This window comes from Streptomyces sp. NRRL B-24085, from assembly GCF_001282115.1.
In the GTDB taxonomy this organism is placed as follows: Bacteria; Actinomycetota; Actinomycetes; order Streptomycetales; family Streptomycetaceae; genus Streptomyces.
Map to the genome: position 1 here is coordinate 1 of NZ_LJBR01000298.1, position 23,168 is coordinate 23,168.

23 protein-coding genes and 1 tRNA gene are annotated in these 23,168 nt (G+C 70.3%); 15 read left to right on the forward strand and 9 right to left on the reverse strand.

Annotated features, from left to right (window positions below; genetic code table 11):
* Window positions 1-108 precede the first annotated feature (108 nt).
* Window positions 109-603 carry an SUKH-3 domain-containing protein gene (locus AOJ26_RS29110; protein WP_053851341.1) on the forward strand — a complete coding sequence of 165 codons (495 nt, stop codon included), beginning with the start codon at window positions 109-111 and terminating at the stop codon, window positions 601-603.
* 12 nt (window positions 604-615) lie between these two features.
* Here the strand turns inward: AOJ26_RS29110 and AOJ26_RS29115 are convergent, their stop codons facing one another.
* Window positions 616-1,923 (reverse strand): sensor histidine kinase, encoded by a 1,308-nt coding sequence (locus AOJ26_RS29115; protein ID WP_053851342.1) that lies wholly within the window; start codon window positions 1,921-1,923, stop codon window positions 616-618.
* Between the two features lie 168 nt (window positions 1,924-2,091).
* On the opposite strand from AOJ26_RS29115, the gene AOJ26_RS29120 reads away from it, so the two are divergent.
* The 8 genes from AOJ26_RS29120 to AOJ26_RS29155 all read left to right on the forward strand — a co-directional run bounded on the left by AOJ26_RS29120 (window position 2,092) and on the right by AOJ26_RS29155 (window position 8,572).
* Complete coding sequence (locus tag AOJ26_RS29120) at window positions 2,092-2,964, forward strand: terminase gpP N-terminus-related DNA-binding protein (protein ID WP_053851343.1); 873 nt, start codon at window positions 2,092-2,094, stop codon at window positions 2,962-2,964.
* An 11-nt stretch (window positions 2,965-2,975) separates the two neighbouring features.
* A tRNA-Gln gene (locus AOJ26_RS29125) sits at window positions 2,976-3,046 on the forward strand.
* A 114-nt stretch (window positions 3,047-3,160) separates the two neighbouring features.
* The gene (gene glmU / locus AOJ26_RS29130; RefSeq protein WP_078960072.1) at window positions 3,161-4,609 is read left to right on the forward strand and encodes a bifunctional UDP-N-acetylglucosamine diphosphorylase/glucosamine-1-phosphate N-acetyltransferase GlmU; all 1,449 of its coding nucleotides are present in this window, start codon (window positions 3,161-3,163) and stop codon (window positions 4,607-4,609) included.
* A gap of 133 nt (window positions 4,610-4,742) precedes the next feature.
* Complete coding sequence (locus tag AOJ26_RS29135) at window positions 4,743-5,723, forward strand: ribose-phosphate diphosphokinase (RefSeq protein WP_053851345.1); 981 nt, start codon at window positions 4,743-4,745, stop codon at window positions 5,721-5,723.
* 198 nt (window positions 5,724-5,921) lie between these two features.
* Window positions 5,922-6,515 carry a 50S ribosomal protein L25/general stress protein Ctc gene (locus AOJ26_RS29140; protein WP_053851346.1) on the forward strand — a complete coding sequence of 198 codons (594 nt, stop codon included), beginning with the start codon at window positions 5,922-5,924 and terminating at the stop codon, window positions 6,513-6,515.
* A gap of 73 nt (window positions 6,516-6,588) precedes the next feature.
* Window positions 6,589-7,191 carry an aminoacyl-tRNA hydrolase gene (pth, locus tag AOJ26_RS29145; protein ID WP_053851347.1) on the forward strand — a complete coding sequence of 201 codons (603 nt, stop codon included), beginning with the start codon at window positions 6,589-6,591 and terminating at the stop codon, window positions 7,189-7,191.
* Between the two features lie 52 nt (window positions 7,192-7,243).
* The gene (locus AOJ26_RS29150) at window positions 7,244-7,747 is read left to right on the forward strand and encodes a hypothetical protein (RefSeq protein WP_086724415.1); all 504 of its coding nucleotides are present in this window, start codon (window positions 7,244-7,246) and stop codon (window positions 7,745-7,747) included.
* 138 nt (window positions 7,748-7,885) lie between these two features.
* Complete coding sequence (locus AOJ26_RS29155) at window positions 7,886-8,572, forward strand: LPXTG cell wall anchor domain-containing protein (RefSeq protein ID WP_053851349.1); 687 nt, start codon at window positions 7,886-7,888, stop codon at window positions 8,570-8,572.
* A gap of 61 nt (window positions 8,573-8,633) precedes the next feature.
* Here the strand turns inward: AOJ26_RS29155 and ppc are convergent, their stop codons facing one another.
* A complete protein-coding gene (gene ppc, locus AOJ26_RS29160) occupies window positions 8,634-11,375 on the reverse strand; it encodes a phosphoenolpyruvate carboxylase (RefSeq protein WP_053851350.1) in 2,742 nt (913 codons plus the stop codon).
* Between the two features lie 307 nt (window positions 11,376-11,682).
* Between ppc and AOJ26_RS29165 the strand changes: the two genes are divergently transcribed.
* Together AOJ26_RS29165 and AOJ26_RS29170 are read left to right on the forward strand one after the other, a co-directional pair.
* Entirely contained in the window at window positions 11,683-12,693 is a 1,011-nt protein-coding gene (locus AOJ26_RS29165; protein WP_053851351.1) for an acyl-CoA desaturase, read from the forward strand.
* Window positions 12,690-13,370 carry a TetR/AcrR family transcriptional regulator gene (locus AOJ26_RS29170; protein WP_053851352.1) on the forward strand — a complete coding sequence of 227 codons (681 nt, stop codon included), beginning with the start codon at window positions 12,690-12,692 and terminating at the stop codon, window positions 13,368-13,370. The genes AOJ26_RS29165 and AOJ26_RS29170 overlap by 4 nt, the downstream gene beginning before the upstream one ends.
* A 61-nt stretch (window positions 13,371-13,431) precedes the next feature.
* Here the strand turns inward: AOJ26_RS29170 and AOJ26_RS42260 are convergent, their stop codons facing one another.
* Window positions 13,432-13,605: a CsbD family protein gene (locus AOJ26_RS42260; protein ID WP_078960073.1), complete on the reverse strand. Its 174-nt coding sequence runs from the start codon at window positions 13,603-13,605 to the stop codon at window positions 13,432-13,434.
* A 106-nt stretch (window positions 13,606-13,711) separates the two neighbouring features.
* On the reverse strand, window positions 13,712-14,512 hold the full coding sequence (locus tag AOJ26_RS29175) for a trans-aconitate 2-methyltransferase (protein ID WP_053851353.1): 801 nt from the start codon (window positions 14,510-14,512) through the stop codon (window positions 13,712-13,714).
* An 88-nt stretch (window positions 14,513-14,600) separates the two neighbouring features.
* On the opposite strand from AOJ26_RS29175, the gene AOJ26_RS29180 reads away from it, so the two are divergent.
* Window positions 14,601-15,098, forward strand: a complete 498-nt coding sequence (locus AOJ26_RS29180) for a MarR family winged helix-turn-helix transcriptional regulator (RefSeq protein ID WP_007382615.1) — start codon at window positions 14,601-14,603, stop codon at window positions 15,096-15,098.
* Here the strand turns inward: AOJ26_RS29180 and AOJ26_RS29185 are convergent.
* On the reverse strand, window positions 15,057-15,824 hold the full coding sequence (locus AOJ26_RS29185; protein ID WP_053851354.1) for a LuxR C-terminal-related transcriptional regulator: 768 nt from the start codon (window positions 15,822-15,824) through the stop codon (window positions 15,057-15,059). The two genes, AOJ26_RS29180 and AOJ26_RS29185, sit on opposite strands and share 42 nt — an antisense overlap.
* Window positions 15,825-16,100: 276 nt before the next feature.
* Between AOJ26_RS29185 and AOJ26_RS29190 the strand changes: the two genes are divergently transcribed.
* Entirely contained in the window at window positions 16,101-16,559 is a 459-nt protein-coding gene (locus AOJ26_RS29190; protein WP_053851355.1) for a GNAT family N-acetyltransferase, read from the forward strand.
* Here AOJ26_RS29190 and AOJ26_RS29195 read toward each other — a convergent pair.
* The 4 genes from AOJ26_RS29195 to galT form a co-directional block, all read right to left on the reverse strand.
* On the reverse strand, window positions 16,549-17,334 hold the full coding sequence (locus tag AOJ26_RS29195; protein ID WP_053851356.1) for a hypothetical protein: 786 nt from the start codon (window positions 17,332-17,334) through the stop codon (window positions 16,549-16,551). The two genes, AOJ26_RS29190 and AOJ26_RS29195, sit on opposite strands and share 11 nt — an antisense overlap.
* A gap of 89 nt (window positions 17,335-17,423) precedes the next feature.
* Entirely contained in the window at window positions 17,424-18,575 is a 1,152-nt protein-coding gene (gene galK / locus AOJ26_RS29200) for a galactokinase (RefSeq protein ID WP_086724413.1), read from the reverse strand.
* A complete protein-coding gene (gene galE / locus AOJ26_RS29205) occupies window positions 18,575-19,537 on the reverse strand; it encodes a UDP-glucose 4-epimerase GalE (RefSeq protein ID WP_053851358.1) in 963 nt (320 codons plus the stop codon). Before galE ends, galK begins: the two co-directional genes overlap by 1 nt.
* Entirely contained in the window at window positions 19,534-20,595 is a 1,062-nt protein-coding gene (gene galT / locus AOJ26_RS29210; protein WP_053851359.1) for a galactose-1-phosphate uridylyltransferase, read from the reverse strand. The genes galE and galT overlap by 4 nt, the downstream gene beginning before the upstream one ends.
* Window positions 20,596-20,706: 111 nt before the next feature.
* Between galT and AOJ26_RS29215 the strand changes: the two genes are divergently transcribed.
* Together AOJ26_RS29215 and AOJ26_RS29220 are read left to right on the forward strand one after the other, a co-directional pair.
* A complete protein-coding gene (locus tag AOJ26_RS29215) occupies window positions 20,707-22,395 on the forward strand; it encodes a sodium:solute symporter family protein (protein ID WP_053851360.1) in 1,689 nt (562 codons plus the stop codon).
* Window positions 22,396-22,415: 20 nt separating this feature from the next.
* Entirely contained in the window at window positions 22,416-22,709 is a 294-nt protein-coding gene (locus AOJ26_RS29220) for a hypothetical protein (RefSeq protein ID WP_053851361.1), read from the forward strand.
* Window positions 22,710-23,168 lie beyond the last annotated feature (459 nt).

The window sequence follows — 23,168 nt, forward strand, 5'->3', positions numbered from 1 at the left end:
AGATGTGTATAAGAGAACGCCCGAACCCCGGCACCGCACCACCCGCACGACGGCGCCCCGAAGCACACCCCGGCGCCCCTCCATGACCTCGACGAACGCGAAGGGCAGATGCACCCCGACCGCACCGGCACCACCCGTTTCCCCGTCCCCGTCGACGCCGCCCTGCGCGCCGCCGGCTGGCAGCCCGGACGCTGGGACATAAAGCAGGCCGAGATCTGGGCCGACACCCTGCGCGAGCACATCTCACCCGCCGGACACCGGCACGCCGTCTTCCCGGCCGCCGTCGAGGCCTGGGCCGAGTTCGGCGGACTGCACCTGACCCCCACCGGCCCCGGCCGCCAGGTCGCCCCGGCCCGCCTCCACCTCGATCCCCTGCACGGCCTGCACATGGCCCGCACCCTGGCCGACCTGGGCCGCGCCCTGGACACCGAGGTCTGCCCGCTCGGCGCCGAGACCGACACCCAGGCACTGCTCGCCATCGACACCGAGGGCCGCGTCTACGCCCTGGACCACACCGGCGACTGGTACCTCGGCCCCGACATCGACCAGGCCCTGGCCGGCCTCGTCACCGGTATCGAACCGGCCCGCCTCACCGCGGGCTGACGCCCCGGCACCCTAGGCCGCCGGAATCACCGCCGACACCCGGAAGCCCCCCGCCTCCGTCGGCCCCGACACGAACACCCCGCCCAGCGCGGAGACCCGCTCCTTCATCCCCACCAGGCCGTTGCCGCCCGAGGGCAGCCGGGCCGAGGCGAGGGAGGACACCTCGGGCGGCGGTTCGTTCTCCACCTGCATCGCGATCTCCGACACCCGGTGCGCCAGGCGTACGTGCGTCTTGGCGCCCGCCGCGTGCTTGTGGACGTTGGTCAACGCCTCCTGCACCACCCGGAACGCCGTCTGCTCGATCTGCGCCCCGTACGACCGCACGTCCCCCTCCACGGACAGGTCGACGGCCATGCCCGCGGCGGCCGACTGCCCGATCAGCGTCTCCAGGTCGTCCAGACAGGGTCCTTCGGTCTCCTCCACGACACGTGAGACCGCGGCGGCCGCCGCCACCCCGACCGTGACCAGCGGGACCGCCGACCGCTCCTGGCGGCCGGACCCGTCGCCGCTGCGCAGCACCCCGAGCATCTCCCGCAGTTCGGTGAGCGCCTGCCGACCCATGTCCCCCACCAGGGCCGCGTTCCGCACGGCCTTCTCGGGGTCCTTGCGCGCCACGGCCTGGAGGGCTGCGGCGTGCACGACCATGAGGCTCACCCGGTGCGCGACCACGTCGTGCATCTCGCGGGCGATACGGGTCCGCTCCTCGTTGCGCGCCCACTCCGCACGCTCCTCGGCGCGCTCGGCGAGCAGCTGGAGTTCCCGTTCGAGGTCGTCGGCCCGCTCCCGCAGGCTCTCCATGAGCCGGCGCCGGGCCCCCACGTACAGCCCGAGCAGCAGGGGCGGCGCGGTCATCCCGATCGCGGTCGTGATCGACGCGAACGGGACGAACCAGTCCCCCAGGTCCAGTTCGCCGTGTGCCATGTCCTGCCGCACCCGTACGAACATCACGATCAGCATCCCGACGAGGGACATGCCCGCCAGTGAGCCGATGATCCGGCGCGGCAGCTCGGACGCGGCGAGCGTGTACAGGCCGACGATGCCCATCAGGTAGCCCATCTGGGCGGGCGTGATGGCGATGCTCACGAGCACGACGGCGATCGGCCACTTGCGCCGGACGACCAGCACCGAACCCGCCAGCACACCGAACACGATCCCCGCGGCCACCGGGATCCCCGCGTCCTGCGCGAACCGGATTCCCTCGAACGCGCACTCCACCGCGGACGCCGACGCCAGACCCGCGTCCAGCACGGCACTGCGCCACCGTGCCCACCACCACGGCCCCTTCTGTGCCGCGGTGGTGTCTTCCCCCGTCGTGGTCATGCCTCCAGCCTACTTTCGGCCCCCGCAGGTTTTCCGGTGACTTTCCGACGACCCACCCGCACCACATCGAGTGACCGTTCGACTACGGAACAGCCCGATATCCCTCGAACTGCTGAATCGCTCACCGTTCGAGCCCGGAAGATCGGATTCCGCCCGGACGGTATGCCCATGGCACGTCCAGAAAGCAAGTACGCGGATTTCGAAGGGCTGCGGGAGCGGGCGGTCGCGTTGCGACGGCAGGGCCACAGCCTCCGGCAGATCCGTGACGAGCTGAAGATCTTCAACAACGACATCCTGCAGCGACTGGTGAAGGGCGAGCCGCCACCGGAGTGGACGAAACGACCGAACGCCAAGGACGACCTGAGGGCGAGGGCGCGAGAGCTACGGCTCCAGGGATGGACCTACGACCGCATCGAGGCGGAACTGGGCTGCTCGAGGAGTTCGGTGTCACTGTGGGTGCGGGACCTGCCGAAGCCCGAGCGCCACGATCCGACAGAACAGGCGAAGCTGGCGGCCCGCAAACGCTGGGAGCACGAGCTGGCGGTGCGGGACGAGGAACGGAAGCGGACCAAGGCGGCTGCGGCGGAGGCGATCGGAGAGCTGTCCGACCGAGAGCTCTTCCTGCTCGGCGTCGGGCTGTACTGGGCCGAGGGCGGAAAGGACAAGGCGTACGACCGCAGAGAGAGCGTCGCCTTCGTCAACAGCGATCCCGGCATGATCGAGGTCTTCCTCGCCTGGCTCGATCTCCTGCAAGTAGAAAGGGAGCGCCTCCGCTTCGGCGTGATGATTCACGAAACCGCGGACATCGCCGACGCGGAAAAGTACTGGGCAGACCTGGTCGGAGCCGACCGCGCCGCCTTCTACAGAACGACCGTCAAGAAGCACAACCCCAAGACGGTTCGCAAGAATGTCGGGGACTCGTACCGGGGGTGCCTGGTGATCAAAGTCTTGAAGGGGGCCGACTTGTACCGTCGCATCGAAGGCTCCTGGTACGGCATAGTGGTGTCCGTGCGTGAGGCCGATCACCGAAATCGGGCATAGGGTACAGACCATCCCGGGTCGTCTAATGGCAGGACAAATGGTTTTGGTCCATTGAATGAGGGTTCGATTCCTTCCCCGGGAGCCCTAGTGGAGCGGGCCCTGACAGCACTGTCAGGGCCCGCTCTCATGTCTCCCCTGAAACGCCCCGGTATCCTGCGGATGTCACCCCACCCCCTCCACAGCCGAAGGGCATCCCGTGAGCGCCATTCGCCCGGCAGCCGTCGTCGTTCTCGCAGCGGGTGAGGGCACCCGTATGAAGTCGGCCACACCCAAGGTCCTGCACGAGCTGTGCGGCCGTTCCCTGGTGGGGCATGTGCTCGCCGCCGCCCGCGAGTTGGACCCCGAGAACCTCGTGGTGGTCGTGGGGCACGCCCGGGAGCAGGTCACCGCCCACCTCGCCGGCACCGACGCCGACGTACGAACGGCCGTGCAGGCACAGCAGAACGGCACCGGGCACGCCGTGCGGATGGCGCTGGAGGAGCTCGGCGGCCGCGTCGAGGGGACCGTCGTCGTCGTGTGCGGGGACACCCCCCTGCTGACCGGCGGGACCCTCAACGCCCTTGCCGCCACGCACTCCACGGACGCCAACGCCGTCACCGTGCTGAGCGCCGAGGTGCCGGACGCGACGGGGTACGGGCGGATCGTGCGGGACGAGACCTCCGGTGCCGTGACCGCGATCGTCGAGCACAAGGACGCCTCCGAGGCGCAGCGGGCGATCCGGGAGATCAACTCCGGGGTGTTCGCCTTCGACGGGCAGTTGCTCGCGGACGCGCTGGGCAAGGTGCGCACCGACAACTCCCAGGGCGAGGAGTACCTCACCGACGTTCTCGGGATCCTCCGCGAGGCCGGGCACCGGGTGGGCGCCTGTGTCGCGGCGGACCACCGTGAGATCGCCGGGATCAACAACCGGGTGCAGCTCTCGGAGGCGCGGCGGATCCTCAACGACCGGCTGCTGACCGCCGCCATGCTCTCCGGCGTCACCGTCGTGGACCCGGCGACCACGTGGGTCGACGTCACCGTCACCTTCGGCCAGGACGCCGTCGTCCACCCGGGCACGCAGTTGCAGGGTTCGACCCATGTCGGCGAGGGTGCCGAGGTGGGGCCGCACAGCCGTCTCAAGGACACGGTCGTCGAAGCCGGGGCCCGGGTCGACACCACGGTCTCCGACAGCGCCCACATCGGGGCGGGTGCGAGCGTGGGGCCGTACGCCTATCTCCGGCCGGGCACCCGGCTGGGCGCGAAGGGCAAGATCGGGACGTACGTGGAGACGAAGAACGCCTCCATCGGTGAGGGGACGAAGGTCCCGCACCTCTCCTATGTCGGGGACGCGACGATCGGCGAGTACACGAACATCGGTGCCGCGAGCGTGTTCGTGAACTACGACGGCCAGGACAAGCACCACACGACCGTCGGGTCGCATTGCCGCACGGGTTCGGACAACATGTTTGTGGCGCCTGTCACGGTCGGGGACGGGGCGTACACCGCCGCAGGGTCGGTGATCACGAAGGACGTGCCGCCCGGTTCGCTGGCCGTGGCCCGTGGCCAGCAGCGGAATATCGAGGGCTGGGTGGCCCGGAAGCGTCCGGGCAGCGCGGCGGCGAAGGCTGCCGAGGCGGCTTCCCGGGAGGGCGCGAGCGAGGACTGACCGGAAACAGGTGCGCCGAAGTCGTCGTACCGTGATAAGTGCACACCCGCACCCCACCAGCCAGGACGGCCCGTCGCGCCCAGCGGCGCGGTCTGTCGGCATGTGGCTGAGACACCTCTGAGGAGACAGTGCTGTGACCGGGATCAAGACGACCGGCGAGAAGAAGATGATGTTCTTCTCCGGCCGCGCCCACCCCGAGCTTGCCGAGGAGGTCGCCCAGCAGTTGGGTGTCGGGGTCGTCCCGACCAAGGCCTTCGACTTCGCGAACGGCGAGATCTACGTCCGCTACCAGGAGTCGGCGCGGGGCGCCGACTGCTTCGTGATCCAGAGCCACACGGCTCCGATCAACCAGTGGATCATGGAGCAGCTCATCATGATCGACGCGCTGAAGCGTGCGTCGGCCCGCTCCATCACGGTCATCGTGCCGTTCTACGGTTACGCGCGGCAGGACAAGAAGCACCGCGGCCGTGAGCCGATCTCGGCGCGGCTGATCGCGGACCTGATGAAGACGGCCGGCGCCGACCGGATCCTGACCGTCGATCTGCACACCGACCAGATCCAGGGCTTCTTCGACGGCCCGGTGGACCACCTGTTCGCGCTGCCGCTGCTGGCGGACTACGTGGGCCGCAAGGTCGACCGGGACAAGCTGACGGTCGTGTCCCCGGACGCGGGCCGGGTGCGGGTCGCGGACCGCTGGTGCGACCGGCTGGGCGCGCCGCTGGCGATCGTGCACAAGCGGCGCGACAAGGACGTGGCGAACCAGGTGACCGTCCACGAGGTCGTGGGTGAGGTCAAGGGGCGCGTGTGCGTCCTGGTGGACGACATGATCGACACGGGTGGCACCATCTGCGCGGCCGCGGACGCCCTGTTCGCGCACGGCGCGGAGGACGTCATCGTGACGGCCACGCACGGTGTGCTGTCCGGCCCGGCAGCGGACCGGCTGAAGAACTCCCGGGTGAGCGAGTTCGTCTTCACGAACACGCTGCCGACGCCGGGTGAGCTGGCTCACGACCTGGACAAGATCAAGGTGCTGTCGATCGCGCCGACGATCGCGAGCGCGGTGCGCGAGGTGTTCGAGGACGGGTCGGTCACCAGCCTCTTCGACGAGCAGTGAGGCGCCACCGGAAGCCGTAAAAACGCTTCTGCATGATCGATTTTTCTGCGGCCTCCCCCGCTGAGTAGACTGCACCAGTTGCTCGGCGAGGGAGGCCGTATCCATGGATGCGGCGGTCCGTTATCGACGCGCTCTTCGTAGCAGGCCGTTCGTGGCCGGGTGACCACGTCCGTTCCTGATTCACGAGGAGTGATCCGCATGTCCGAGGTGAAGCTCACCGCCGAGACCCGCAGCGAGTTCGGCAAGGGTGCCGCCCGTCGCATCCGCCGCGACAACAAGGTCCCCGGTGTCCTGTACGGCCACGGTTCCGACCCGCTGCACCTGACCCTCCCGGGCCACGACCTGCTGCTGGCGCTGCGCACGCCGAACGTCCTGATCTCCCTGGACATCGACGGCAAGACCAACGAGCTGGCGATCCCGAAGTCCGTGCAGCGCGACCCGATCAAGGGCTTCCTGGAGCACGTCGACCTTCAGCTGGTCAAGCGCGGCGAGCAGGTCAACGTCGAGATCTTCGTCCAGACCGAGGGCGAGCTGGCCCCCGGCGGCAACCTGCTGGAGCACGTCCTGAACGCGCTTCCGGTCGAGGCCGAGGCCACGCACATCCCCGAGTCCGTCACCGTCTCCATCGAGGGTCTGACGGCCGGCGACTCCGTCCTCGCCAAGGACATCACCCTGCCGAAGGGCACCAAGCTGGCCGTCGACGGTGAGACCGTCGTCCTCCAGGTGCTGGCCGCGCAGGCCGAGGAGTCCGAGGGCGAAGAGGCCGCGGGCGACGAGGCCGCCGAGGCCTGAGCCCGAGCGCTCGCCGTATAAGCTCCAGCCGCTGCTCCCTGAGGGGGGCGGCGGCTGTTGCACGTGAGGAGACATGGACGTGACCACCCCTGCAGGCGCCCCCTGGCTGATCGTCGGCCTCGGCAACCCCGGACCGGAGTACGCCGCCAACCGGCACAACGTCGGCTTCATGGTGGCCGATCTGCTGGCCGAGCGGATCGGGGGCCGGTTCAAGCGGGCCGGGAAGGCGCAGGCGCAGGTCGTCGAGGGGCGGATCGGGCCCCCCGGGCCGGCGAACCGGCGGGTGATCCTGGCCAAGCCGATGTCCTTCATGAACCTGTCCGGCGGACCGGTGAACGCGCTCAAGGACTTCTACAAGGTGCCGGTCGCGAACATCGTGGCGGTCCACGACGAGCTCGACATCGACTACGGCACCCTGCGGCTCAAGCTCGGCGGCGGGGACAACGGCCACAACGGGCTGAAGTCGATGACGAAGGCGTTCGGGGCGGAGTACCACCGGGTGCGGTTCGGGATCGGGCGCCCGCCGGGCCGTATGCAGGTCGCGGACTTCGTGCTGAAGGACTTCTCGTCGAGCGAGCGCAAGGAGCTCGACTACTTCGTGGACCGTGCGGCCGACGCGGTGGAGGCGCTGGTGACCGAGGGTCTTGAGCGGGCGCAAAGCACGTACAACTCCTGACTTGTCCCCCGGTGCGCCGGGCCCGAGTTGACCCCGCGCAGGCCCATGGCCAATGATCCCGGCCATGCCTGCCACCGCCCCCACCGCCCGCCGGGCCTCGGCCGCCGCGCTGCGGTTCGGACGGCTCGCGTCGATGGGGACGGTCACACTGCTGATCCTGGTCGCGGGGGTGTGGGGGTCCTGGGGCAGCGCGCAGTACGTGATGCTGACCAAGGGGCGGGAGCGCGGCACGGTCGAGGTGACCCGGTGCGCGCAGGACATGTGCAGCGGTCCGTACACGCCCCTGTCGCACGGGTCCCAGGCACGGGACCGGGTCGTGATCGAGAAGACGGTGGCCGTCCGGAAGGGCCGGACCTACCCGGTGGTGGTGAAGCCGGGCAGTTCCGAGGTCGTGCGGTCGGGGACGGCCGGGGTGCTGTACGCGTGGGTGCCGATGGGCGGGGCGCTGCTGCTCGCGTCGGTGGTCGTGGCGGGCGGGCTGCGCAGGAGCGGGCTCGCGTGGGTGCTGGCGGGGTCGGGGACGGCACTGCTCACGGCGGCTTTCGTGACCGTCTGAGGGCTTTCGCCGTTCTCGGTTCCTGTGGAGAACGAGAGTGTTGTCTGTTCGTGATTGACCAGAGGTCAGTCGCGGCTGGATGCTGAGCCGCCCCCTCCACATCTTCCCGTTCCACTCTCGAAGATGGACTACTGCCCCATGCGTACCCTCACCCGCTTCGGCGTCCTGTCCGCCGTCGCCTCGGCGGCCCTCCTGGTCGCCCCGGCCGCCCACGCCACCGCTCCCGGTGACAACGGAACCGTGAAGATCCACGACGCCACCACCGGCGAAGAGCTCCGCAAGAACGAGCCGCACGTCTGCACCTTCTACCTCGACGCCTTCGGCTTCGACGCCGTCCAGGAGGTCGACTGGCACATCGAGGCCTGGGCCCCGACGGCCGACGTCAAGGGCGAGACCGTGAAGTCCGGCGAGATCACGCTGGACTCCGAGGGCCACGGCCGTACGGAGGACCTGTCGCTGCCCGACGGTCACTACAAGCTGTTCTGGAACTTCGAGGGGGAGAAGGGCGCCGCCAAGCACAAGGTGTTCTGGACCGACTGCGAGGACGAGGAGGGCGGCGGTACGACGGCCACGCCGACGGCCTCGCCCTCCGGCACCCCCGGAACGGGCGAGTCGGCCTCCCCCAGCGCCGGGCCCAGCGAGTCCGCCGGCGGCTCCACCGAGCCCGGGACCTCCCCGTCGGCCTCCTCCTCCGCCTCCGCGCAGGGCACCACCGGTGACCTCGCCGAGACCGGCAACGGCGCTCCCGTCGGCCTGCTCTCCGGAGTCGCGGCCGCGCTGCTGGCGGCGGGCGCCTACCTCGTCGTCCGGCGGCGCCGGGCCTGACGTACCGAGAAAGGCGGTGCCCCCGGATTCCGGGGGCACCGCCTTTTCGCGTGTGCGGGGGTCAGCCGGTGTTGCGCAGGCCCGCGGCGACGCCGTTGACGGTCAGCAGCAGGGCGCGGGAGAGCAGCGGGTCGGGCTGCTCACCGGCGGCGGCCGCCTCGCGCTGGCGCTTGAGCAGCGCCACCTGGAGGTAGGAGATCGGGTCCAGGTAGGCGTCGCGGATGGCGAAGGTCTGCTTGAGGACCGGGGCGGCGTCGAGGAGCTCGTCCTCGCCGGTGATCTTCAGGACCTCGCGGACGGTCAGTTCGTGCTCGGCCTTGATGGTGTCGAAGATGTGCCGCAGCTCCTCGGGGACGAGGGTGTCGACGTAGTGGGCGGCGATCCGCAGGTCCGTCTTGGCCAGCGTCATCTCGACGTTGGAGATGAAGTTGCGGAAGAAGTGCCACTGCTCGTGCATCTCGTCGAGCACCGTGTCGAGGCCCGCCTCGCGCAGCGCCTTCAGGCCGGAGCCGACGCCGAACCAGCCGGGCACGATCTGGCGGGACTGGGTCCAGCCGAACACCCACGGGATGGCCCGGAGCCCGTCGAGGGAGACGCCCGAGCCGGGGCGGCGGGAGGGCCGGGAGCCCAGGTGCAGGTCGGCGAGCTGGTCCACCGGCGTCGAGGCGAGGAAGTACGTCGGCAGGTCGGGGTCCTCGACGAGCCTGCGGTAGGCGGCGTGCGCGGCGTCCGAGACGACGTCCATCGCCGCGTCCCAGCGGGCCAGGGCCTCGTCGGACTGGCGGGGCGCGGTGTGCAGGGCGGACGCCTGGAGGGTGGCGGCGACCGTGAGTTCCAGGTTCTCCCGGGCCAGGGACGGCACGAGGTACTTGTCGGAGATGACCTCGCCCTGCTCGGTGACCTTGATCTCGCCCTCCAGGGTGCCCCAGGGCTGGGCGAGGATGGCGTCGTGCGAGGGGCCGCCGCCGCGGCCGACGGTGCCGCCGCGGCCGTGGAAGAGGCGCAGGCGTACGCCGTACCGGTGCGCCACGTCACGCAGGCGCCGCTGGGCGCGGTGGATCTCCCACTGCGAGGTGGTGATGCCGCCGAACTTGGAGGAGTCGGAGTAGCCGAGCATGACCTCCTGCACATCGCCGCGCAGGGCCACGAGCCTGCGGTACGACGGGTCGGAGAGCATGTCCTCCAGGATGGTGTCGGCGGCCTTGAGCTCGTCGGTGGTCTCCAGGAGCGGCACGATGCCGATCTTCGCCCACCCGGCGTGCAGGTCGAGCAGACCGGCCTCACGGGCCAGCACCGCCGCCGCGAAGACGTCGTCGGCGCCCTGGCACATCGAGATGATGTACGACTCGATGACCTCGGGTCCGAAGACCTCCAGGGCCCGCTTCACGGTCTGGAAGACGCCGAGGGTCTTCTCGCCGGCCGCGTCGACCGGGGCCGGGGTGGGCGCGAGGGGCCGGCGCGAGCGCAGCTCCTTGGCGAGCAGCTTGGCCCGGTACTCGCGGGGCATGTCCGCGTACCGCCAGGACTCCTCGCCGAGGCGGTCGAAGAGCTGGCCGAGGGCGTGGTGGTGGGCGTCGGCGTGCTCGCGGACGTCCATGGTGGCGAGCTGGAGGCCGAAGGCGGCGAGGGTGCGGATGGTGCGGTTCATCCGGCCGTCGGCGAAGAGCCCGCCGCGGTGTTCCCTGAGCGAGGTCTGGATCAGGGTCAGGTCGCGCAGCAGCTCGCTGGTGCCGAGGTAGTCGCGGCCGTCCTCGTGCGGGATGCCCTTGGCCAGCCGGGTCTTGGTGTTCTCCAGCTTCTGCCGGATGCAGGTGGCCTTGAGCCGGTACGGCTCCTCGGCGTTGAGGCGCTTGTAGCGGGGGCTGATCTCCGGCAGGCGCTCCAGGTCGGCCCTGAGGGACTCCAGGAGCTCCTCGGTGGCGCCGGTGTAGCGGATGGAGTTCGACAGGAAGCCGCGCAGCTCGTCGATGAGCTCCAGGGCGTCGTTGATGCCGTGCTCGTGCTGGAGGATCAGGACGTCCCAGGTGACCTGGGGGGTGACGTTGGGGTTGCCGTCGCGGTCGCCGCCGATCCAGGTGCCGAAGGTGAGGGGGCGGGTGGCGTCGGGGATTCTGACGCCGACACGCTCCAGTTCCGCCGTCAGGTCCTCCAGGACGTCGCCGACCGCGCCGGCGTGCAGCTCGTCGAGGTAGTAGATGGCGTTGCGGGCCTCGTCGGCGGGCTCGGGGCGCACCACGCGCAGCTCGTCGGTCTGCCAGACGAGGTCGATGTTCTCGGCCAGACGGGTGTCGTAGCGGCGCCGGTCCGCCTCGATGACGGGGGTCTCCAGGAGGGCCGCGATCCGGCGGAGCTTGTTCAGCACCGAGCGGCGGGCGGCCTCGGTGGGGTGGGCGGTGAAGACCGGGCGGACGTTGAGGTTGGCGACGGTCTGGCGCAGGTGCTCGGGGTCGGCGTCCTTGAGGCGGTCGGCCGTACGGGCGAGGAGTCCGCCCTCGGCGGCGCGCCGGGCCCGCAGCTCACGGCCGCGGTGCACCTGCTCGGTGACGTTGGCCAGGTGGAAGTAGGTGGAGAAGGCGCGGACCAGCTTGGCGGCGGTCTCCAGTTCGGTGCCGCGCAGCAGCTCGGCGGCGGCCTCGCCGTCCTCTCGGGTGAGGCGGCGCACCTTCTCGACGAGTTCCAGCAGCTTGGGGCCCTCCTGGCGGACGAGGGTCTCGCCCAGGAGATCGCCCAGCCGGCGGATGTCGGCACGCAGCTCGGTACTGGTCGACGTGGCGCTCGTAGTCAGGTCGTCGGCACTGCTCACAGGTGCGGCTCCTTGCAGTGTTGAAGCTCGTCCGGGAGGGGAACCCGGAGCGCGGTCGTGCGGCAGCCGCCGCATACGGCCGGGCCATCCGGGAAGAAATCAGAGCGGACCGCGCTGTCCGACCGACTCCAAGGATAGGTGTCCATGCGGACGCGCAGACTCTCGGGCTCTTGTCGCCGGGCGCCGCACTGCCATACTTACGACGCCGTAGGTTACGGAACCGTAGGGACCGTCGTCACGGAACCCGGGAAGGATTCCCGCAGCCCGGCATCTGTCCTCAACCCTCGAAACCCCACAGGGGACGCCCATGACCACGCGCTCCGATGTGATCGCAGACGCCCCGAAGGCGCCCGACGGCTCGACCCCGCCCTCCGCGACACTGGGCGGTGAGCAGAAGCGTTCGATCGAACAGATCACGCTGCTCCTCTTCATCACCGTTCCGTTCCTCGCCCTGCTCGCGGCGGTGCCGCTGGCCTGGGGCTGGGGCGTGAGCTGGCTCGACCTGGGTCTTCTGGTCTTCTTCTACTACCTCGGCTGCCACGGCATCACGATCGGCTTCCACCGCTACTTCACACACGGCTCCTTCAAGGCCAAGCGGCCGCTCCGGATCGCGCTGGCGATCATGGGGTCCCTGGCGGTCGAGGGACCGCTGGTGCGGTGGGTGGCCGACCACCGCAAGCACCACAGGTTCTCCGACGCCGAGGGCGACCCCCACTCGCCGTGGCGGTTCGGGGAGACGGTCCCGGCACTGATCAAGGGCCTGTGGTGGGCCCACATCGCCTGGATGTTCGACGAGGAGCAGACCCCGCAGGAGAAGTACGCGCCGGACCTGGTCAAGGACCCGGCGATCCGGGCGATCTCCCGGCAGTTCATCTACTGGACGATGCTCTCCCTCGCCCTGCCCGCCGTGATCGGCGGTCTGGTGACGATGTCCTGGTGGGGCGCCTTCACCGGGTTCTTCTGGGGCTCCCTGGTCCGGGTCTGCCTGCTGCACCACGTGACCTGGTCGATCAACTCGATCTGCCACGCGGTCGGCAAGCGGCCCTTCAAGTCGCGGGACCGCTCGGGCAACGTGTGGTGGCTGGCCGTGCTGTCCTGCGGCGAGTCCTGGCACAACCTGCACCACGCCGACCCGACTTCGGCGCGGCACGGGGTGATGCGGGGTCAGCTCGACTCCTCCGCACGGATCATCCGCTGGTTCGAGATGCTCGGCTGGGCGTACGACGTGCGCTGGCCGTCACGCTCGCGTATCGATTCGCGCCGGAACACGGACGGGGACGGCTCCCGGCGCAAGGAGGAAACCGCCGAGGCGGCATGATGGACGCCGTGGCGACCGACTCCAGCAGTACCCCGAGCAGCGAAGCGAAGCCGCGGCGAGCCCGGCGCACCCGGATGACGGGGGCCGAACGCCGCGCGCAGTTGCTGGAGATCGGTCGCACGCTCTTCGCCGCGAAGGGCTTCGAGGGCACGTCGGTGGAGGAGATCGCGGCGAAGGCCGGCGTCTCCAAGCCGGTGGTGTACGAGCACTTCGGCGGCAAGGAGGGCCTGTACGCGGTGGTGGTGGACCGTGAGATGCGGCGCCTGCTGGACATGGTGACCAGTTCCCTGACCGCCGGCCACCCCCGGGAACTGTGCGAGCAGGCCGCCTTCGCCCTCCTCGACTACATCGAGGAGTACACGGACGGCTTCCGCATCCTGGTCCGCGACTCCCCGATCCCCCAGTCCACGGGGTCCTTCGCCTCGCTCATCTCGGACATCGCGACGCAGGTGGAGGACATCCTGGGCCGCGAGTTCAAGCGGCGGGGCTTCGATCCCAAGCTGGCCCCGCTGTACGCCCAGGCACTGGTCGGCATGGTCGCCCTGACCGGTCAGTGGTGGCTGGACGTGCGCCGCCCGAAGAAGGCGGAGGTGGCGGCGCATCTGGTGAACCTGGCCTGGCACGGCCTGGACGGGCTGGAGGCCAAGCCCCGCCTGATAGGACGCAGGAAGAGCTGAGCCGGACCGCACGACGGCCCGGGCACCCTGGGGTGCCCGGGCCGGTGCGTCGTCCGTGCCGTCAGTGCTTGAAGGTGTCCTTCGCCTTCTCCTTGGCCTGGCGCGCGTCGCCCTTGGACTGCGCCATGCGGCCCTCGGCCTCCATGCTCTCGTTGCCGAGCGCACGCCCCACGGCCTCCTTGGCCTTGCCCTTGGCCTGTTCCTTCTTGGCCTTGGCCTTCTGGTCTCCTGCCACCGTTCTCACTCCCAGCGATTGCAGACTCCGCTGTCTTCACTGCGGGTGACCCGCCCATCGCCGTTCAAACAGAGAAATCCAGCCGCTTCCCGAGGGGTCGCGGGCGTCAGCCCTCCTTGCGGGCGACGGCGAAGACGCGGCGGAAGGGGAACGGCGTGCCGTGCGGCCCCGCCGGGTACGCCTCGCGCAGGGCCGCCCGGTAGGCGGTCAGGAACTCCTCCCGGGCCGGCGGGTCGTCGGCGAGGGCGGTGAGGAGCGGGCGCAGGCCCGTGCCCTTGACCCAGTCGAGGACCGGGTCCTCGCCCTGGAGCAGGTGCACGTACGTCGTCTCCCAGGCGTCCACCTCGCAGCCCAGGTCGGCCAGTTCCGCCAGATAGGCCTCGGGCGTGCGGACGGCGTCCTCGTGGCGCAGGGTGTGCGCGAGCCCGGCCCGCTCGGCGAGCTCGCGCATCAGCCGGTGGCTCGGGGAGTCGAAGTTGCCGGGCACCTGGAAGGCGAAGGTGCCGCCCGGCGCCAGTCCCGCCACCCACGCCCGGAAGCGCTCCACGTGCCCCGGCACCCACTGGAGCGTGGCGTTGCTGACGATGAGGCCGTACGGCTGCGCGGGCGTCCAGGTGCGGACGTCCGCGTGGGCGAAGTCGAGGCGGCCGCCGCCGGGAGTGGGGCCGGCGTGCTCGACGCGTGCCTTGTCGAGCATCTCGGCGGAGTTGTCGTAGCCGGTGATCCGGGCGGTGGGCCAGCGGGCGGCGAGCAGGGCCGTCACGTTGCCGGGGCCGCAGCCGAGGTCGGCGATCAGGGGCCGGTCACCGGGCGGGTCCGGGATACGGGCGAGCAGGTCGGTGAAGGGGCGGGCGCGGTGGTCCGCGTGGCGGAGGTACTGGGCGGGGTCCCAGGTGGGGGTCGTCATGCCTCTCACCTTCCCCGCCAGTTCTCTTGACGTCAAGACACTAGATATCAAGAGACTTCACGTCGACACAACCACTACACTGATCGTCATGGAGGACGAGGTCGATCGGCTGGTCGCTGCGTGGCGCCGGGAGCGCCCTGACCTCGACGTGGAACCGCTCGAGGTGCTCAGCCGGGTGAGCAGACTGGCCCGGCACCTGGACCGGGCGCGCCGGCTCGCCTTCGCGGAGCACAGCCTGGAGCCCTGGGAGTTCGACGTGCTGACCGCGCTCCGGCGCGCGGGGACGCCGTACCAGCTCTCCCCGGGGCAGTTGCTGACGCAGACGCTGGTCACCTCGGGCACCATGACCAACCGCATCGACCGGCTGGCCAAGAAGGGCCTGGTGGAGCGGCTGCCCGACCCGAGCGACCGGCGCGGGGTGCTGGTCCGGCTCACCGAGGACGGCAAGGACCGCGCGGACCAGGCCCTCGCCGGCCTGCTGGAGCAGGAGCGCGCCATCCTCGCCGAGCTCTCCCGCGCCCAGCGCGGGGAACTGGCCGGGCTGCTACGCCAGTTGACCGCCCCGTTCGACAACATCCCCGGCTAGGTCGACCGGGCCCACGCCCGCGCGCCGCGCCAGGGCGACGGCGGCCAGGGTGGAGTGCACGCCCAGCTTGCCGAGGACGTTCTGCATATGGGTGCGCACGGTGTGCGGGGACAGGAACAGTCTCTCCGCGACCGCCTTGCGGCCGAGACCGGCCACCATGCAGCGCAGCACCTCCCGCTCGCGCGGGGTGAGGGACTCCACCAGCCGCTCGCTCTCGGTGCGGTGCTTGCGGGCCGCGGTGAGCTCCCTGAGCACGCCGGTGAGCAGGGCGGGCGGCAGATGGGTCTCGTCGCGCAGCACCCCCCGGATGACGGTGAGCAGCCGGGACAGCGAGCAGTCCTTGGCGACCCAGCCGGAGGCGCCGGCCTGGAGGGCGAGCGCGGCCCGGCGCGGGTCGTCCTTCTCGGCGAGCACGACGATCCGGACCGCGGGCTGCGCCGTACGGACCCCGGCGACCAGCGAGATGCCGTCGACGAGACCGTCCTCGCTGCCGTCCTGCACGGACATGGCGGACCTGATGCCCTGGACGTTGCCGCCCAGGTCGGCGTCGACGAGCAGCACGTCGAAACGGCGGCCCTCGGCGGCCGCGCGCTCCAGACTGCGCAGCGCGGCGGGACCGCTGCCGGCCGCGGAGACCTCCACGTCGGGCTCGGCCGCCAGCGCGGCGGCGAGCGACTCGGCGAAGATGCGATGGTCGTCGACGACCAGGACTCGGATGCGAACCACGAAACCCCCTTCCCCAAGCTCTCGAAGAGCAGGGGATACCCCGTCGTCCTCGACTGAGGACGACTCGGGAGACGACACCGTCGCGGGCACGACGCCCGAAGCACGATGGCCGCACGGCCGCCGCCGTGCAAGAACTGCTACCCCCACTTCGGGCGCCGTACCCGACCGTCTCGCCCCCTGATGAACAGCACCGGCCCCCACCGGTGCTGTTCATCAGGGTACGGCCGGGGGCCAGGAGCGGAAGGTTATTTGCAGAACTGGCTGTCCGGTGCGTTTATGGTGAGCCGCATGTTTCGTCTGGAGACAGAAGTCGACAAGGCCCGGCAGGATCTGCTCCGCAAACGGCTGCTGGAGACCAACACGGCGGCCTCCCCGGTCCTGCGCGCACTGCGCGGAACCCCAGGTGAACGGGAACTTCCGCTCCACGTCTGGGCGTTGGACGACTCCGGCGCGCTGGCGGGCGGACTGGTCGGCCACACCTGGACGAGCTGGCTGCACGTGACCTATCTGTGGGTCGACGGACGGCACCGCGGGGCGGGCCTGGGTTCGCAGTTGCTCGCACACGCGGAGCGCACGGCGCACGACGAGCGGGGCTGCGCCTCCGTGCGCCTGGAGACCTGGGACTTCCAGGCGCCGGACTTCTACCGGAAGCAGGGGTACGAGGTGGTGTGCGTGATCCCGGACTATCCGCCGGGGATCACGGAGTACACCCTCACCAAGCGGCTCACCGCCTGAAACGCCACGAGCCCGGCTCGTCCGCCGGCGCCATGCCCAGCTCCCCCGCGATGCCGGCCGCACGGCGGTGGGGGAGGTCGGGGTAGTGCGCGGGGTGGACCTCGACGAACCCGTGGTCGTCGGCCGAGGCCGTGCGCAGCGCCTCCCGGAGCGTGTGCTCCTGCTCCGCAACCCTGGCCCGCTCCTCCCGCCGGCGGGCGACGAGCGCACCCCGGCGGGCCGTGGCCCCGACGACGCCGAGCGCGATCAGGGCGAACGCCCCCACGCCCAGGGCCTCTCCGGTCGCGCCCGTGTCTCCCGGGAGCCGGGGGCGCAGGACGCCCGCGGGGTCGGCGAGCACGGTGACGGTCTGCCCGACGGCGAGGCTGCCGGACGCGGCCTGGAGGGCGGGGCCCGGGAGCCTGGTGCCGTCGCGGCGCGCGAGGGCGTAGTCGTAGGTGTCCGCCCCCCGCCCCCGGTCCGGGGCCGGCCAGTCCCGTACGACGGTGGCGGTGACCCGCTCGCCCCGCCGGTCCAGGGTGAGTTCGTCGCGGGCCAGGTCGGCGACGTACACGGCCGCCAGGGAGGCCCCCACCAGGAGCGCCGCGGACAGGGCCGTCTCGTCGGCGCACAGCCTGCTCAGCAGCACGGCGAGGAGCACACCGTGCGCGATCCACAGGGGCACGAGGAGTGCGTAGCCCTGGTGGTCCGCCAGGACGAAGAAGCCGGCGATCGCGGCGAGCGCGTAGCAGCCGATGCCGATCGCCGACAGGATGCGAAGGCGCCCTCGACTCACGGCTCCGACGCTACTGGCGCGTATGCCAGGGAGAGGCCCGGCTTTCCCCAAGTTCGGATCAAGCCGGGCAAAACAGCGGTCAGCCGGTCTCAGACCAGGCGCCGCGCCCCCGCCGAGGGCACCGCCTCGAACACCCGCGGAGCGGTGAACTCGGCTGCGGCGAAGGCCTCTTGGACCGCCTTGGTGATCGTCTCCACGTCGGCCGCCTCGGCCAGCACGATCGCCGAGCCGCCGAAGCCGCCGCCGGTCATCCGCGCGCCCAGGGCACCGGAGGCGAGGGCGGTGTCGACGACCAGGTCCAGCTCCGGGCAGGAGATCCGGAAGTCGTCGCGCAGCGAGGCGTGTCCGGCGACCAGCACCGGTCCGATCGCGCGGGTCTCGCCCGACTCCAGCAGGGCGACGACCTTCTCGACCCGCTCGTCCTCGGTGACCACGTGCCGCACCAGGCGTACGGCCTCCTCGTCGTCGCCCAGCCGCTCCAGGGCCGCGTCGAGCTCGCCGTACGGGATGTCCCGCAGCGCGTCCACGCCGAGCAGGGCCGCGCCCCGCTCGCAGCCCGCGCGGCGCTTGCCGTACTCGCCCTCGTTGTGGGCGTGCTTGACGCGGGTGTCGACGACCAGCAGGACCATGCCCTCGGCGGCGAGGTCGAAGGGGATCTGCTTCTGGGCGAGGTCCCGGGTGTCGAGGAACAGGGCGTGGCCGTCCTCGCAGCAGGCGGACGCGGTCTGGTCCATGATCCCGGTGGGGGCGCCGACGTAGACGTTCTCGGCGCGCTGGCACAGCCGGGCGAGCTGCCAGCGCTGGAGGCCGAGGTCGTACAGGTCGTTCAGCGCGAGGGCGACGACGACCTCCAGGGCCGCCGAGGAGGACAGGCCCGCGCCCGCCGGGACCGTCGAGGCGAGGTGGACGTCCGCGCCGGTGACCGGATGCCCGGCCTCGCGCAGCGCCCAGACGACACCGGCCGGGTAGGCGGTCCAGTTCCGGTCGCTCTCCGGGGCGAGGTCGTCCAGGCGCAGCTCCACGACACCGCCCTCGACGTCGGCCGAGTGCAGGCGCAGTACGCCGTCCGTGCGCCGGGAGACGGCCGCGACCGCGGTGTGCGGCAGCGCGAAGGGCATCACGAAGCCGTCGTTGTAGTCGGTGTGCTCACCGATGAGGTTGACGCGGCCGGGCGCCGACCAGACACCTTCGGGGTCGGTCCCGTACAGCTCGACGAAACCGTCCCGCACCTGCTGTGCCACTACTGCTCCTTCGCGATGTGCTGCGCGAACTCCCAGGCGTCCGCGACGATCCCCGCGAGATCCGCGCGGGTCGGGTTCCAGCCCAGCTTCTCGCGGGCGGTGGCGGCGGAGGCGACCAGGGTGGCCGGGTCGCCGTCCCGGCGCGGGGCCACGACCTCGGGGATCGGGTGCCCGGTGACCTTGCGGACGGTCTCGATGACCTGGCGGACCGAGAAGCCCTCGCCGTTGCCGAGGTTGCAGATGAGGTGCTCGCCCGGCTGGGCCGCCTTCAGGGCGAGGAGGTGGGCGTCGGCCAGGTCGGCGACGTGGATGTAGTCGCGGACGCAGGTGCCGTCGGGGGTCGGGTAGTCCTCGCCGAAGACGGAGATCGCCTCCCGCCTGCCCTGGGCGACCTGGAGGATCAGCGGGATGAGGTGCGACTCGGGGTCGTGCCGCTCGCCCTGCTTGCCGTAGGCGCCCGCGACGTTGAAGTAGCGCAGGGACACGGCACCGAGGCCGTGCGCGTTCGCCTCGCTGGTGATCATGAAGTCGACGGCGAGCTTGGAGGCGCCGTAGGGGTTGGTGGGCCGGGTCGGCGCCGACTCGACGATCGGCACCTCCTCGGGCTCCCCGTAGGTGGCGGCCGTGGAGGAGAAGACGAGCTTCTTCACGCCCGCCTCGCGCATGGCGCCGAGCAGCGCCATCGTCCCGCCGACGTTGTTGTCCCAGTACTTCTCGGGCTTCACGACCGACTCGCCGACCTGCGAGAACGCGGCGAAGTGGAGCACGCCGTCATAGGAGGAGTCGAGCCACTTGGCGGCGTCGCGGATGTCGCCCTCGATGAAGGCGGCCCCGGCCGGGACACCCTCGCGGAAGCCGGTGGAGAGGTTGTCGAGGACGACGACCTCGTGACCCGCCTCGATGAGGTGCTGGGCCACGACCCCGCCGACATACCCCGCGCCACCTGTCACCAGGTACTTCATGAACTCGCTACCTCTCGCAGTCGCTGTGCCGCGGCTTCCGGCCGGATGTCGTTGATGAAGACGTTCATCCCCGACTCGGAGCCCGCGAGGAACTTCAGCTTGCCGGACGTGCGACGAATGGTGAAAAGCTCGAGGTGCAGAGCGAAGTCGTCACGGCTCACGCCCTCGAACTCCTCCAGCTGGCCGAACGGCGCCTGGTGCCAGGCGGCGATGTACGGCGTGGGCGGCTCACTCTCGCCGAAGATCCGGTCGAAGCGCCTCAAGAGTTCCAGATAGACCTTGGGGAACTCTGTGCGGGCCTCCTCGTCGAGGCCGAGCAGGTCCGGCACCCGGCGCTTCGGGTACAGGTGCACCTCGTACGGCCAGTGCGCCGCGTAGGGCACGAAGGCGACCCAGTGCTCGCCCTCCAGGACGACCCGCTCGCCGGCGAGTTCGCCGTCCACCACGGCGTCGAAGAGGTTCTCCCCTCCGGTCGCCTCCTTGTGGGCCGCGAGAGAACGCAGCATCAGTGCGGTGCGAGGGGTGGTGAACGGGTAGGCGTAGATCTGGCCATGCGGGTGACCCAGGGTCACACCGATCTCCGCACCCCGGTTCTCGAAACAGAAGACCTGCTCCACGGAGGGCAGATGCGACAGCTCCGACGTCCGGTCGGTCCACGCGTCCAGGACGAGACGCGCCTGCTCCTCGGTGAGGTCGGCGAAGGACGCGTTGTGGTCCGAGGTGAAGCAGACGACCTCACAGCGCCCCGAGTCGCCGGCCAGCGAGGGGAAACGGTTCTCGAAGACCACGACGTCGTACGACGAGTCCGGGATCTCGCTCAGCCGCTCACCTTGCGAGGGGCACAGCGGGCACTCGTCGGCGGGCGGGTGGTAGGTGCGGCCCTGCCGGTGCGAGGCGACGGCCACGGAGTCGCCGAGCAGCGGATCCCGACGGACCTCGGACGTGGTGACGGTCCGCTCGAGGGGCCGCCGGTCCACGGCGTCGCGGACGGTGTCGTCGCGCAGGTCGTAGTAGATGAGCTCGCGACCGTCGGCCAGCCGGGTCGAGGTCTTCTTCACCGCTGCGCTCCTTCACTCAAACATAACTAAACACATGTAACCATAAACTCCCACCCAAGTCACCATCGGAATCAAACAAAGCGCATCAGCCGAGGTGTTCAATTGCTGACTATGCAAACCCCCACAAAAGGCGCGTACCTGGCCGCCGAGCTCCGGCTCCCCACCAACTGGCTCGACTACACGATCCTCGGGGTCTACTTCGTCGTCGTCCTCGGGATCGGCTTCGCGGCCCGTAGATCGGTGAAGACGAGCCTGGACTTCTTCCTCTCCGGACGCTCACTGCCGGCGTGGATCACGGGTCTCGCCTTCATCTCCGCCAACCTGGCCGCCACGGAGATCCTGGGGATGGCCGCCAACAGCGCGCAGTACGGCGCCTACACGGTCCACTGGTACTGGATCGGCGCCATCCCGGCCATGGTCTTCCTCGGCCTGGTGATGATGCCCTTCTACTACGGCAGCAAGGTGCGCTCGGTCCCCGAGATGCTCCTGCTGCGCTTCGACAAGTGGGCGCACCTGCTCAGCTCGGCCCTGTTCGCCTTCGCGGCCATCCTGATCGCGGGCGTGAACCTCTACGCCCTGGCCATCGTGGTCGAGGCCCTCCTCGGCTGGCCGCAGTGGGTGGCCATCGTGGTCGCCGGCGCCTTCGTCCTCGCCTACATCACCCTCGGCGGCCTGTCCTCCGCGATCTACAACGAGGTCCTCCAGTTCTTCGTGATCCTGGCGGCCCTGATCCCCTTGGTCGTCCTCGGCCTGAAGAAGGTGGGCGGCTGGGGCGGCCTCACGGACAAGCTGACGGCCGAACACGGCGAGAACTTCACGACCGCCTGGGGCGGCACGGGCATCGGCAGCGCCAACCCGCTGGGCGCGAACTGGCTGACGATCGTGCTGGGCCTGGGCTTCGTCCTGTCCTTCGGCTACTGGACGACGAACTTCGCGGAGGTCCAGCGCGCCCTGTCGGCGAAGAACCTGAGCGCGGCCCAGCGCACCCCCCTGATCGCCGCGTTCCCGAAGATCTTCATCGTGTTCCTGGTGATGATCCCGGGCCTGACGGCGGCGGCCCTGATCCCCGGCTTCGGCACCGCCGACTCCGGCTACCAGTACAACGACGCCATCCCGTACCTGATGGAACAGCTCCTGCCGAACGGCGTCCTCGGCATCGCGGTCACCGGACTCCTGGCCGCCTTCATGGCGGGCATGGCGGCCAACGTGTCCTCCTTCAACACGGTGTTCACGAACGACATCTGGGCGAGGTACGTGCAGCGGGGCCGCGAGGACGGCTACTACGTCCGCTTCGGGCGCCTGATCACGGTGATCGGCGTCTGTGCGTCGGTCGGCACGGCGTTCCTGGCGTCCTCCTTCTCGAACATCATGAGCTATCTCCAGACGCTGTTCTCCTTCTTCAACGTGCCGATGTTCGTCGTCTTCATCGTCGGCATGTTCTGGCGGCGGGCGTCCGCCAAGTCGGGCTTCTGGGGACTGCTGGCCGGCACGGTCGCGGCGATGGTGAACTACTTCTGGATCTACAAGCAGGGCATCATCGACATCCCCTCCGACCAGGGCGCCAACTTCGTCTCCGCGATCGTCGGCTTCGTGGCCGGTGCGGTGGTCATGGTCGCCGTCTCCCTGTTCACCGCCCCCAAACCCGCCGAGGAACTCCAGGGTCTCGTCTACGGCACGACGTCCCCGGGCATGTCCGAGCCCCCCGCCGTCGGCGACGACGCCTGGTACCGCAGGCCGGCCCTGCTGGGCTGGGGCGCGGTGGTCCTGGCTGCCGTCTGCTACATCCCGTTCTCGTTCTGACCTCGGAGGATTGAGAGACCATGTCCGAACACGAAGTCCAGCGAGAAGTCACCGAACTCCAGGCCAAGTCGGCCACCGCGGCCCGCATCTTCGACCTGCGCCGCATCATCGGCGGCCTGTTCGTCCTCTACGGCATCATCGTCACGATCGCCGGCATCAACCCGTCCGACTCCTCCCTCGACAAGTCGGAGGGCGTCAACATCAACCTCTGGACCGGCCTGGGCATGCTGGCCCTCGGCATCTTCTTCCTGATCTGGCAGAAACTGAAGCCCGCGGCGCCGCCGCAGGTGGACGAGAAGACCGACGGCGCCTAGGGGTACCGGAACAGGTGGTCGGGTGACTGCGGGTCCGTCGTGGCCGGTCGCGCAGTTCCCCGCACCCCTGGGTGGGTGCAGTCGCCTGCGCCACGACGGGCCGTGTGCCGCGAAATGCCGTAGAGCGGCTGCGGGCCCGTCGTGGCCGGTCGCGCAGTTCCCCGCGCCCCTAGGGGGGTGCAGTCGCCTGCGCCACGACGGGCCGTGTGCCGCAGAATGCCGTAGAGCGGCTGCGGGTCCGTCGTGGCCGGTCGCGCAGTTCCCCGCGCCCCTGGGTGGGTGCAGTCGCCTGCGCCACGACGGGCCGTTCGCCGGACGGTGCGCCACGATGGGCCGTCAGTCGCGTACGGCGGTGAGGGGACGGGGTGGGGGGTGTCCGCCCGCAGCGGCCGGCGTCCGTTACAGAGCACTGCTCAAGGAGCCGAGCCGCCGGACCGAGGACGGATACCCCCCACCCCG